Source organism: Microcoleus sp. LAD1_D5 (assembly GCF_036702115.1).
In the GTDB taxonomy this organism is placed as follows: Bacteria; Cyanobacteriota; Cyanobacteriia; order Cyanobacteriales; family Microcoleaceae; genus Microcoleus.
On sequence record NZ_JAUBSA010000048.1, the window covers coordinates 20,470 to 31,911 of the forward strand.

Sequence of the window (11,442 nt, forward strand, 5' to 3'; positions counted from 1 at the left end):
TTATGTCTAAGTACGACTCCCATCTAAAATGTTCGTTTTGTGGCAAGTCTCAAGAGCAAGTACGCAAGTTGATCGCAGGGCCCGGGGTGTATATCTGTGACGAATGCGTTGACTTGTGCAATGAAATTTTAGATGAGGAGTTGTTTGATTCGAGTGCAGTGCCCGCAGCGACGGTGGCTCCGAAGCAGGAAACGACGCAAAAGCGCCGCGCTACCTCCGGCAAAAGTATGTCGATGAGCCAAATTCCGAAGCCGAGGGAAATTAAAAATTACCTCGACGAAAATGCGATCGGGCAAGATGAGGCGAAAAAGGTGCTCTCGGTGGCAGTTTACAACCACTACAAGCGCCTGAGCTTTATCCATGCCAAAAATAGCGGCAAGCACCCGCCGGAAGAAGTAGAACTACAAAAATCGAATATTTTGTTAATCGGGCCGACGGGCTGCGGAAAAACTCTCCTGGCTCAGACTTTGGCGGATATGCTAGACGTGCCGTTTGCGGTGGCTGACGCGACGACGCTGACCGAAGCGGGCTATGTCGGGGAAGATGTGGAAAATATTTTGCTGCGGCTGCTGCAAGTGGCAGATATGGACGTGGAAGAGGCGCAGCGCGGAATTATTTATATTGATGAAATTGACAAAATTGCCCGCAAGAGCGAAAATCCTTCGATTACGCGGGATGTGTCTGGGGAAGGCGTGCAGCAGGCGCTGTTGAAAATGCTGGAAGGGACGATCGCGAACGTACCTCCCCAAGGTGGCCGCAAGCACCCCTACCAAGACTGCATCCAAATTGACACTAGCAATATCATGTTTATTTGCGGCGGCGCTTTTGTCGGTCTAGAGAAAGTGATAGAGCAGAGAACGGGCAAAAAGTCAATGGGTTTTATTCAGCCCGGAGAAGCTCAGCCGAAGGAAAAGCGGGCTGCTGATGTACTCAAGCAACTGGAACCGGATGATTTGGTGAAGTTTGGGATGATTCCTGAGTTTATTGGGCGGGTGCCGGTGGCGGCGGTGTTAGAGCCGCTGGATGAGGAAACCCTGATGGCGATTTTGACGGAGCCCCGCAATGCTTTGGTTAAGCAGTATCAAAAGCTGCTGAAGATGGATAATGTGCAGTTGGACTTTAAGCCTGATGCGATTCGGGCGATCGCCCAGGAAGCATACCGCCGCAAAACTGGAGCACGGGCGCTGCGGGGGATTGTCGAAGAATTGATGTTGGATGTGATGTACGAGTTGCCGTCGCGCAAGGATGTTGCCCGGTGTACGATTACTAAGGAAATGGTTGAGAAGCGATCGACGGCTGAGTTGTTGGTACTTCCGTCTTCGCTGCCCAAGCCAGAGTCAGCTTAAAAGTAGATATTCACAATCACTAGGTGACTCTAATTCAACCTAAAACTTTTAGGGTATTAAGAAACCTGGAAGGGCGGCCACTCTTAGCCGCGCCCCTACTACAAAAACCGGGTTTCTCGGTTTTTTTTAGTGATCTTTTTTTTAGTGATCTATAGCAATCCTCGCATCATTTGTGAATTTCTTACTCCCTCCCCTTGGTAAGGGGAGGGTTGGGGTGGGGTAAAAAATTTACGACTCCTGCAAGGATTGCTATACTTACCAATCTATAAAATCATCCTCACCCAACTCAGAAGATAACTCCGGCAAATCCTGCTGAGTTTCCAATCTAAAAGTTTCCGCCTCCCAAATCTCCAAGTCATCCGACAAATCAACTACTTCCCCGTCAAACATAGCAGCCAATTGCCTAGCTGTATTCGCGACATATTGAGCGTCATCACGCACCGCTACAGCCTGAGCGTTAAAGCCATTTTGAGAGTCTGTAGAGGCGTTTGTAGGCGATCGCGATTCGGAAATTGCCGGCACATTAACGGCGGTATTTTCAGGCGCTGGCGGGTGTTTTTGTTCTTCTCCCCCATTCCCCAAAAAATCATCTGTAATCTCAGAATCCGCCGACTTCTGCACCTGTTGACCCGCATCCGCAGGATTAGAATTCCTGGGATTTTCGCCAACACGTCCGTTAGAACTTGGCAAATCCTTGGCGCGAGAACTATTAGTTTCAGCGGGATTTGTCAAGCCCACTTTTACTGTTACTCGACGGTTAAAAATTTGCAAAAAAGCTTCTTCAATATTAGCTACTTTGTCTTTAACCATATTAAGCAACGGCTGCGAACTAATCTTAACATGAGCCGTATTATTGCTAAAAATTACTAGCTGTCCATGTTGGCGAAGCAGCGATTGAGTTCCATGCGGTCGCACGCGCTCAAGTACCTGTTCCCACACTCGATTTAAATCGATTTCATCGCCTGAATTAGCCGGTGAATAATTTGTTTGAGTCGTTTCAGGAGTTGGTACAGGTGCGGGAATCGCTGCAGCAGGTGTGCTTTCTGTTCGATTAGCCACAGGCGGCGAAGTCGGTGGAGGATTTTGAGGTTTGGCAGCGGGAGGCGGTTCGATATTAGATGTCTGGCTCCCCCCCGATTGTAGGGGCGGTGCCCCCGTGCCCGCCCTGGGTTGGGAGGGGTGTATTTGCGATGGAGCAACATTTTTAGCTGGTTCGGCTGTTGCTTGTGGCTGAGTTCTAATTGCTGAGGGCAACAATCCCAATAGCGTTACTTCCAGCCACAAACGCGGCTGAGTGGTATTTTTAATTTGCACTTCATGGGTTTGCAAATGTTTCTGGCCTGCCAAAATTAACTCGGCATCCCAATTGCGGGCAAAATCCCCCAGTTTTTCCCAAGTTGCCGATGTTAAAGCTACTAAATCTGACCGTTTTGGTGCAGCTTTGGCTATTAGCAAATCTCGGTAAAAACTTGCGAGACTTTGCAGCACGATTAGCGGTTCCCGACCGCGATCCATGAGGTGGCGGGTCATGTCTATTAGTGCTGTAGCGTTATCTGTATCAATAGCTTGCAGCAAATCCATTAAGTCGTTTTCTGGGACTGCACCGACTAAATCCCAAACTTTTTCGACTGTTACTTCACCCTGAAATAAGCTTAGTTGGTCGAGCAAACTTTCGGCATCTCGCAGACCTCCTTGGGCGATTTGAGCAACCATTTGTACTGCATCGCTGGCAATATTGATATTTTCTAATTTGGCAATTTTGTGTAAGTGAGCAATCATTGCATCGAGGGGGATGCGGCGAAAGTCGAATTTTTGGCAACGAGAAATAATAGTTGGTAATACTCTTTGTGGGTCGGTTGTTGCGAGAACGAATACAACGCGATCGGGCGGCTCTTCTAATGTTTTTAATAAGGCATTAAATGCCTGGGTACTGAGCATATGAACTTCGTCTATTACATATACTTTATAGCGGCACTGTACGGGGGAAAATTGAGCTCGTTCGATCAAATCCCGAATGTTATCTACTCCGGTGTTGCTGGCGGCGTCAATTTCGATGACATCTAGCGTCGAACCTCGGGCAATTTCTTGGCAAACGTTGCATTTGCCACAGGGTGTCGGGGTGGGGGCAACCGTAGAAATACAGTTGAGGGATTTGGCGAAAATTCTGGCACTAGAGGTTTTACCGGTGCCTCTGGGGCCGGTGAATAGATATGCTGGTGCTATGCGCTCTTGTAGGATGGCGCTGGTGAGGGTTTGGGCGATCGCCTCTTGACCGACTAATTCGGCAAATGTCTGAGGGCGATATTTGTGATGCAGGGGTTCGTAGGTCACGATCGAATTTTGGTGGTATTAGCTGTAATCTTAGCTAAGGAGACGTTGTTCGATCGCAAAGAGATCTCTACTCTCACAGCAAGCCGCCCGGTGGGCTTGCACGGCGTCCGTGAGCCCACAGTAGGAATTAGCACCATCCCAACGTCCGCCCCTCGATCGTCCGGGCGATCGGCTGTTCTGCTTGATGTTTTCCGCAGCTCGCTCCCAGAGTTACTATTAATTTATGTGTATTTCTTTTTATTTTTCTAGAAACGGAGACCGCCGAACAAACATTTTTTTTAGCTGTATAGGTATAATATATTACAGACAATTCACCATTTCTATTGGCCAGTGCCAGCGCGGGATTTTCGGATATTTCGGAAACCGGCTTGCAGTTAAAGATAAAGTATTAATTAGAGGGTGCGTGCTCCAGTTGCAGAAATCCAGTTGTACCAAGATGATGGTGGAATGATGTCAATGTTGGTTGATCCAGTTGCACTACCAGCTCTACTCTGGAGTCCTGTATAAATATAGCGTCAAATTTTACCCTTTAAAAGCCCATGTCAACCCAAATAATCCTTGTAGAACCAAGGTTGGCAGTAGCCTCTCCCAAACCTAAACAGGCTAAACCCGGAGATCCGTCCTCAGACCAACTCTTCATGGGAGCGTCGGGATTACTGTTGTTATTGCTGATCGGTTTAGCGGTGTTTACCAAGCTAAAACTCGACGATTTGAGTAAGAAGCTCAAATTTGAGGAGTTTAGAAATCGAGAACTCCAGAAAAAATACAAAATGGCTCTGGAAACCATGTCAAAGATGGAAAAGAATCCCGACCTTATCCACTCGCGAGACTTTAATTTAGACTACCTGAGAATGCGGATGGCGGAAGAAGTGTTTCACTTTGCCATTGTCAACCAAATTAAGGTAAAAGTCAAAGAAAAAATTAGTATTGCCCTGCGTCCGACTCAGGCTGCAGTGGGAGATAAAAACGGGAATGCCGGCAGCGGCAGGCAAGTGGATTCGATGTTTGATATCGAATACGAAACTGGCGATCCCGCAGTAAAAATAGAAAAACGAGTGCTGTTTCGGATTCAAATTAAGCTGATGAAACTGCCGACTCAGGCAACATCAGCGACAATTAATCAAATTATTGACTGTTTGGAAACTTATCTGAGTCCTTCTGACGACCACGACAGTTGGCAGCCGACAATTCAAGGTCGCATCGTTCATATTGAGTGGGATCAAAAAGCCAAGCCGACGCCGATGTTGGTATTGGAACAGTCTAATGAAGGGGTGAATGTTACCTTTAGGACTACGAGAACGCCTGCCGGTAGGCCTACAAATGCCAATGATAGCCAATTGGTAGGAGCTAAGGGTCAAAAAAGTGGTAAAAGTAGTTCTAAAACTCCAGCTAAAGGTGCAACAAAAAGTCCTGCCAAGGTAGGAGGAAAGCGTCCCGGTTCTCGGAAATAAGTTGAGGTGGGTTAATATTATTTTCCCGAAAGAACGCCGGTTGCCACCGTTGTTGATGTGTCTTGTGCGAGGTAGCCGTCTTCCATGTGAATAATGCGATCGGCTATATCTAAAATGCGGTTGTCGTGGGTGACAAGCAAAATAGTGCAGTGCTGTTCTTTGGCCAAACCTCGCATAATTTCTACCACATCTCGACCTGATTTACTGTCTAGGGCTGCTGTGGGTTCGTCTGCTAATACTAATTTGGGCTGGCTGACTAACGCCCGGGCGATCGCAACTCTTTGTTTCTGTCCGCCCGAAAGACTGTCCGGGTAATAATCTATTCTATCTCCCAAGCCTACAGCTTGCAGCATTCCCTCTATTCTATCATTAGTTTCTTGACGAGAAAGATGGCTGTGCAGTTCTAAAGACATTTGCACGTTTTGCCTAGCTGTCAAGCATTTGAGCAAATTGTGACCTTGGAAAATATAGCCGATGTCGCGACGGACTTGAACTAATTTATTTTTCGCGGTTCCCCGCAATTCTTGGTCGAGAATTTTAAGACTACCTTCTTGGATCGATCGCAAAGCTCCAATCAAGGTTAACAATGTTGTTTTACCAGACCCAGAAGGCCCAGTCATCAGCACGATTTCGCCCGGATAAATTTCTAGGTTGATGTCAAATAATGTCTGTTTGCGAAGTTGTCCTTCGCCGAAGGAATGATTGAGATTTTTAATTGAGACTACTGGTAAAGTATTCATTGGTAATTTGTACTTGGTAATTGGTAATAGGTAATTCCTTCTTGCTTCTTGCTTCTTGCTTCTTCCTTCGTTAAAAAATATCCGCTGGGTCAGCCGCCTGCAACTTCCTAACTGCGATCGCCCCCGACACAGAACACATTATCGTTGTCATTGCAAAAACAGTTATAACTTTTGTCAAAGTCATGTACATCGGCAAAGTCGTAGCAGTTCTAGCTAAATTGTACAAAACCACAGAAATCCCAAGTCCTGGCAAATAGCCAAGTATTGCCAAAATTAAAGCCTCTTGAAAAACCACACTCAAAAAGTAACCGTCTTTATATCCCATCGCCTTTAACGTAGCGTATTCTGGCAAATGGTCATTAACATCAGTATAGAGAATTTGATAGACAATCACGATCCCGACGATAAATCCCATAGCCGCGCCGAGAGTAAAAATAAATCCGATCGCCGTGCTTTCCTCCCAATATTTTCTCTCAAAAGCTATAAACTCTTCTTTAGAAGCAATTGTCACGTCTTGCGGTAAAGTTGCCCTCATTTTTTCAATAACTGCCTTGACATCAGTTCCCGGCTGCAAGTGAACAATTCCGACATCAATTAAACCTTTACTTCTTCTACTATGAAAAATACGCATAAAGTTCACATCGCTGGTAATAATATTGCCATCAGCACCGAAAGATGCTCCTAAAGTAAATAACCCCTCTACAGTAACGCGGCGGTTATCTATTTCAGTTTCCACAGGCTTTCCCTGGTTGAAATATTCTGCTACTGGCCCAAACTCCGGGCGCGAAGCTCGATCGAATAAAACGACATCTGAAATTTTGATTTTGTCCAAATTATTTTTGACTTCCGGCATCTCAAAGATGGGATGAGCGGGGTCAAAACCGATTACCATCAGTTGGCGGGTATTGTTTTTGTCTGGAGCGGGATTTTTCCACAACCCAAAGCCTAAATATACCGGGCTAATTCCTGTAACACCATTAAAACTCAAAGCTTGATACAAACGCCGTTGGGGAAAGCTTTTCATGGCTATTAAAGCCGTAGATTGCGTGCTGGTGATAAAAATATCCCCTTTTAATTGGGAGTGAAAGGTGGTGGAACTTTCAAAGAGCGCGTCTCTAAATCCGAACTGTATAAACATCAGCAAGTCGGCAAATCCAATGCCGGCTATTGCGATTACTAAACGCATTTTTTCGCGCGTTAATTGTGCCCAAGCTAGCGGTATTTTTGCCATAACAGTCGATTTTATCTCTGAGATTTTGGGTGGGGGATTGAATAATTTTAGGACTTAAGCACGGGTGTTGAGAAACCGGGTTTTTTACCCTTATATTTGATTCTCACCCTTAATCTCTGTAAAAAATCCGGTTTCTTGAGTCCCCATGCGTAAGTTTTGTCAAGGTAAAATTTAGATATCTATTTTAACTTCAACCTGCAAGTTTGTTAGGGTTGCAACTTTCTTGCTCGATTCCGGATCGAGGCGAATTCTTACTTCGATAACTCTCGCGTCGGTGTCGGCTGCGGGGTCTGTATTGAGGACATCTTTTTTGCCGATTTGTTTGCCGATGCGAGCGACTGTCCCTTCCAAAGTGCCTGCAAAAACCGGGCTGCTGACGGTAGCGCGCTGGCCGTTTCGCACTTTGGCGATGTCGGTTTCGTAAACTTCTGCTACGGCGTACATTTGATCGGTGCCGCCTAGTTCTACGATGCCGTCTTGAGTGTTGACACCTTCCCCTTGTCGGCTGTGAACTTTGAGGATGTAGCCGGATACGGGTGCTTTGACGTAGCTTAAGTTTAAGTCTACTTGAGCTTTTTGTCTGGTGGCGATCGCACTTTCAATTGCGGCTTGGGCGGCTTGCACGTCTTCGGGACGTACTTCGGCAATTTGGTCGAGATTTGCTTTGGCTTGATTGATTTCTTCTTGGCCGGTTTCTGCTTTTTGTTTGAGTATTGCTTCGGCTTGATTGATTTCTTCTTGGCCGGTTTCTATTTTTTGATTTAAGGTTGCTCTGGCTTGGTTAATTTCCTGCCTACCTGTTTCTAACTTGCGTCTGAGATTGGCTCGGGATTGATTGATTTCTTGCTTCCCTGTTTCTACTGTTTGTTTGATTGTTGCTTTCGTTTCGACTATTTGCTCTTGCAGTGTTTGCACAGTTTTTTCTAATATAGCCTGCGCTTCTCTGACTCTCTGGCGAGCTGTCTCTGCTGCTAAGCGTTTGGTGTCGTAGGCGGAAGCAGAAATTGCGCCTGTTTCTGAGAGTTCTTTATTGCGTTGTTCCTCGGCTTCGGCGTTGGTTAATTCGGCTTTTAGCCGATCGACTGTAGCGTTTTGAGAGGCAATTTCGCCGCGCAATTGAGCTTCTAGCCTAGCCAATTTGGATTGCTGCACCTCTGTTTCTCTTTCGAGTTGTGCCTCAAATTTGGCAAGATTAGCTTGTTCGGCTTCGGTTTCTCTTTGCAGTTGTGCTTCAAACTTGGCGACGTTAGCTTGTTCGGCTTCGGTTTCTCTTCGCAGTTGAGCTTCTAAGCGGGCGACATTCGCTGCTTCGCCTTCGGTTTCTCTTTGCACTTGTGCTTCAAACTTGGCAACTTCTGCTTTTTGAGCGCCGACAACGCCTGTTTTTGCGCCTGCTTGAATTTTCGCTAATTCTGCTTGTTTGACTTTGACTTCTTTGTCGGCTTGTTGGAGGATTGCTTGGAGCCGATCGCGCGTATCGAGAACTGCTATGATTTGTCCTTGACTGACGCGATCGCCCTCTTCCACCTGTAACAGTTCAATTCTTGCTCCCTCCGACGCCGAAGGGGCCGACAATTTGATAACTTCCCCCTGCGGAGTCAACCTACCCAAAGCGGTAACGCTGTTGCGGGTGGCGACGGAAGTTGCAGCAGCCGTTGCAGCCGCCGCCTTTAACTCTTCGGCTTTTCTAATTTGAGATACTTGCCAAAAACCGACTCCTGTGGTAATGACAGTGGCGGCGATCGCTAAACCGATGATTCCTCGTCCTGGGGGTTTTAAAAATGATTTATCCTTGGCCGGTGATTCCTTTCCCATGACTTATAAAGTAGGGGATTTCCTGATTAAGTTTTTTTCACCCACTGTGAAGTATTGTAAACCAATTTCAGCTATTTAGGGATATCAAAAAGCACCTCGGTCATGTAATGTTCGGCCCAATCTTTACCAAAAGCTTTTTCGAGTATGCGACGGGTTTTGTCGTTTTGCTGCTGCTGGGTGCAGTAGTAAATTTGAGCGTCGAGAATTTTCGATGCTTCGGCGGCAGAGACTGGTTCGCAAGCGACTGCCTGTTTGCAGTGAATTTCAACGTAGGATTCAACTATGTCCAGAAATCTGCTTTCTTCTTCGATCGACTCTGGCCGCACAAACAGACAAAATTCTGAGAAAATATCCCCCCATTCGGGAATTTGGCGGGGAGAAGAAAATTGCTTAATCGGCAAAATTTCCAGTTGGGTTCGGTAGGTTTCCGACAAAGTTCGATCGGGATTGAGGGGAGAAAGGTCTGCGATCGCGGCGCTAACTTGGCCTTTGCCTGCTACGATATCCGTACCGAACATCGGCAAAGCATAATTCGGTCTGGGAAACATCACGCAGTGCAGAATGTCAAGTAAGGGCCCGACTTTAGCGAGTTCGAGGTGTATTTTGCGGAACTGGGGCGTTTGATAGCAGCGGTTTTCAATGATCAGTTTTTCTCCTTCCAAGCGGCCTTCTACGTATCCCAACTCAGCGGGCAGGTGGTAGGGTTCGAGGTCGAGATAGCGGTGCCATACTGCTTCCATCCGGTCTGCTAAATCGCGGATGAGATGGTGCTGTTGGTCGCGCAGAGAAGGCTGGGATATTTCTAACATTCTTATTTATCGGGGGATAGCTTAATAAAACTTGATTCTACTGTTGCAGGATGCAGGAAAAAAGGTAGATACTTTAACAATATCAGTAGATTGACTTACGATCGAGCAAGTTTTACAGGAGATTTTGTATGTTTGGTCTGGGATTGCCCGAAATGGGCATTGTTGCGGTGGTGGCCATACTAATTTTCGGCCCCAAGAAGATTCCTGAGTTAGGAAATGCTTTGGGCAAAACGCTGCGGAGTTTTAAGGAAGGGGTTGGTCAATCTGAGGATGAAGCTGTTGAGAAGGATAAAGAGGAAGAGGGCCAGCCGAAAGTGTAAATTAAGTTTGTAGTGAGGATTTTAGTCCTCATTTTTAAGGATTCAAGCCCTCACTACGAACCTATTCGGGAAATTTGCCTTCTCTAACTTCAAGGGAATAATCTTTCACAGCTTGGGTAATTGTTTGTCGCAAATTCGCGTAAGCTTTCGCAAAAGGCGGCTGTTTTTCAGAAAGTCCCAACAAATCGGAAGTAACTAAAACTTGACCGTCGCAGTGCGGCCCGGCCCCGATACCAATGGTGGGAATAGTTAATTTTTGGGTAATTTGAGCGGCTAAGTCTGCGGGAATGTGTTCTAGCACGATCGCAAAGGCACCTGCTTCTTGAAGCGCGATCGACTCTGCTAGGATGCGATCGGCTGCTTGGGCCGTTTTTCCTTGTTTTTTATAACCGAGTTGGTGTACCGACTGCGGAGTTAAACCGACGTGTCCCATTACTGGAATTCCGGCGGATGTTAGCTGCGAAACTGTGGCGGCCATTGCTGGATATCCACCTTCTAATTTTACAGCTTGAGCGCCGGTTTCTTTCAAAGCTCTCCCGGCCGAGTGCATGGCTTGCTGGGGACTTTCTTGATAAGTCAAAAACGGCAAATCGACCACAATTAATCCTTGTTTAACTCCACGGCGCACTGCTTTAGCGTGGTGCAGCATTTCATCGAGGGTTATGGGTAGGGTTGTGTCGTAGCCTAAGACTGTCATGGCGAGGGAATCGCCGACTAGGATGATATCTACGCCTGCTTGATCGATGAGTTGGGCGATCGCATAATCATAAGCTGTCAGGGCAACAATTGACCGCCCTTGTTGTTTCCACTGAATTAATTGATGAGTAGTGACTGACATTTTAGTGCAAAAATATAATATTATCTCCTGCTATTACTTATAATATCAAATATAACAAATTATATACCATCCATATTGTAGGGTGTCTGAGGCGCGGCGATTAAGAATTGTCACAAAAAATTGAGCCAATTAATTCAGCGCCTCACGCACCCGCAAAAACTCAATGCACGCCTGTAATGATGCGTCTCAGCACTAGATATAAGGGGCGAGTGAGCAACTAAATAATCTACAATTTAGGCTGCATCTTGTATATTTTAACAATATTTGTAATTGAGAGCGATATTTTTATTTATTCATGAATTTCTGCTAATAACTGTTCCCCCAAAGGATGTTTTTGCAATTGCTCAAATGTCAAATGTCCTTTACTGATTCCTTCCCGCCACAGCCCAACATAATTTTCCCACACAACCTGAATGTTGGGGTGGTTTGCGGGCAACTTGCTGCGAAGAATTTCCACAGCTTGCAAATACAGCGGTTCCGCTTCCGAGTACCTTCCTTGGGATTCATAAAGTCCGGCTAAATTGTTGAGGTTAGTAGCTAAACTGGGATGGTCTTCAGGAA

At 46.2% G+C, this 11,442-nt stretch carries 11 protein-coding genes; 4 read left to right on the plus strand and 7 right to left on the minus strand.

Going from position 1 to position 11,442, the window contains the following annotated elements; all coding sequences use genetic code 11:
- The first annotated feature begins 2 nt into the window (after positions 1-2).
- A complete protein-coding gene (clpX, locus tag QUA70_RS19095; protein WP_333349262.1) occupies positions 3-1,346 on the plus strand; it encodes an ATP-dependent protease ATP-binding subunit ClpX in 1,344 nt (447 codons plus the stop codon).
- A 255-nt stretch (positions 1,347-1,601) separates the two neighbouring features.
- Here the strand turns inward: clpX and QUA70_RS19100 are convergent, their stop codons facing one another.
- Entirely contained in the window at positions 1,602-3,677 is a 2,076-nt protein-coding gene (locus QUA70_RS19100; protein WP_333349264.1) for a DNA polymerase III subunit gamma/tau, read from the minus strand.
- Here QUA70_RS19100 and QUA70_RS19105 point away from each other — a divergent pair.
- Complete coding sequence (locus QUA70_RS19105) at positions 3,657-3,926, plus strand: hypothetical protein (RefSeq protein ID WP_333349266.1); 270 nt, start codon at positions 3,657-3,659, stop codon at positions 3,924-3,926. The genes QUA70_RS19100 and QUA70_RS19105 overlap by 21 nt on opposite strands.
- A gap of 290 nt (positions 3,927-4,216) precedes the next feature.
- Positions 4,217-5,128 (plus strand): hypothetical protein, encoded by a 912-nt coding sequence (locus tag QUA70_RS19110; protein ID WP_333349268.1) that lies wholly within the window; start codon positions 4,217-4,219, stop codon positions 5,126-5,128.
- 17 nt (positions 5,129-5,145) lie between these two features.
- On the opposite strand, the gene QUA70_RS19115 is transcribed toward QUA70_RS19110, so the two are convergent.
- The 4 genes from QUA70_RS19115 to QUA70_RS19130 form a co-directional block, all read right to left on the minus strand.
- The gene (locus tag QUA70_RS19115; RefSeq protein ID WP_333349270.1) at positions 5,146-5,868 is read right to left on the minus strand and encodes a DevA family ABC transporter ATP-binding protein; all 723 of its coding nucleotides are present in this window, start codon (positions 5,866-5,868) and stop codon (positions 5,146-5,148) included.
- Between the two features lie 70 nt (positions 5,869-5,938).
- On the minus strand, positions 5,939-7,099 hold the full coding sequence (gene devC, locus QUA70_RS19120; protein ID WP_333349272.1) for an ABC transporter permease DevC: 1,161 nt from the start codon (positions 7,097-7,099) through the stop codon (positions 5,939-5,941).
- Between the two features lie 171 nt (positions 7,100-7,270).
- A complete protein-coding gene (locus tag QUA70_RS19125; protein WP_333349274.1) occupies positions 7,271-8,914 on the minus strand; it encodes an HlyD family efflux transporter periplasmic adaptor subunit in 1,644 nt (547 codons plus the stop codon).
- 71 nt (positions 8,915-8,985) lie between these two features.
- On the minus strand, positions 8,986-9,723 hold the full coding sequence (locus QUA70_RS19130) for a phycocyanobilin:ferredoxin oxidoreductase (protein ID WP_333349276.1): 738 nt from the start codon (positions 9,721-9,723) through the stop codon (positions 8,986-8,988).
- 128 nt (positions 9,724-9,851) lie between these two features.
- Between QUA70_RS19130 and tatA the strand changes: the two genes are divergently transcribed.
- Positions 9,852-10,043 carry a twin-arginine translocase TatA/TatE family subunit gene (tatA, locus tag QUA70_RS19135; RefSeq protein WP_190734631.1) on the plus strand — a complete coding sequence of 64 codons (192 nt, stop codon included), beginning with the start codon at positions 9,852-9,854 and terminating at the stop codon, positions 10,041-10,043.
- A 61-nt stretch (positions 10,044-10,104) separates the two neighbouring features.
- Here tatA and panB read toward each other — a convergent pair whose 3' ends face one another.
- Together panB and QUA70_RS19145 are read right to left on the minus strand one after the other, a co-directional pair.
- Complete coding sequence (panB, locus tag QUA70_RS19140; protein WP_333349277.1) at positions 10,105-10,881, minus strand: 3-methyl-2-oxobutanoate hydroxymethyltransferase; 777 nt, start codon at positions 10,879-10,881, stop codon at positions 10,105-10,107.
- Between the two features lie 289 nt (positions 10,882-11,170).
- Positions 11,171-11,442, minus strand: a 272-nt coding sequence (locus QUA70_RS19145) for a tetratricopeptide repeat protein (protein ID WP_333410545.1), incomplete at its 5' end; no start/stop codon positions are given.

Bases quoted from the DNA above. Each gene is read 5' to 3' on its own strand.
- clpX (WP_333349262.1), top strand. From the start codon at position 3: ATGTCTAAGTACGACTCCCATCTAAAATGTTCGTTTTGTGGCAAGTCT.
- QUA70_RS19105 (WP_333349266.1), top strand. From the start codon at position 3,657: ATGCAGGGGTTCGTAGGTCACGATCGAATTTTGGTGGTATTAGCTGTA.
- QUA70_RS19110 (WP_333349268.1), top strand. From the start codon at position 4,217: ATGTCAACCCAAATAATCCTTGTAGAACCAAGGTTGGCAGTAGCCTCT.
- QUA70_RS19115 (WP_333349270.1), bottom strand. From the start codon at position 5,868: ATGAATACTTTACCAGTAGTCTCAATTAAAAATCTCAATCATTCCTTC.
- devC (WP_333349272.1), bottom strand. From the start codon at position 7,099: ATGGCAAAAATACCGCTAGCTTGGGCACAATTAACGCGCGAAAAAATG.
- QUA70_RS19125 (WP_333349274.1), bottom strand. From the start codon at position 8,914: ATGGGAAAGGAATCACCGGCCAAGGATAAATCATTTTTAAAACCCCCA.
- QUA70_RS19130 (WP_333349276.1), bottom strand. From the start codon at position 9,723: ATGTTAGAAATATCCCAGCCTTCTCTGCGCGACCAACAGCACCATCTC.
- tatA (WP_190734631.1), top strand. From the start codon at position 9,852: ATGTTTGGTCTGGGATTGCCCGAAATGGGCATTGTTGCGGTGGTGGCC.
- panB (WP_333349277.1), bottom strand. From the start codon at position 10,881: ATGTCAGTCACTACTCATCAATTAATTCAGTGGAAACAACAAGGGCGG.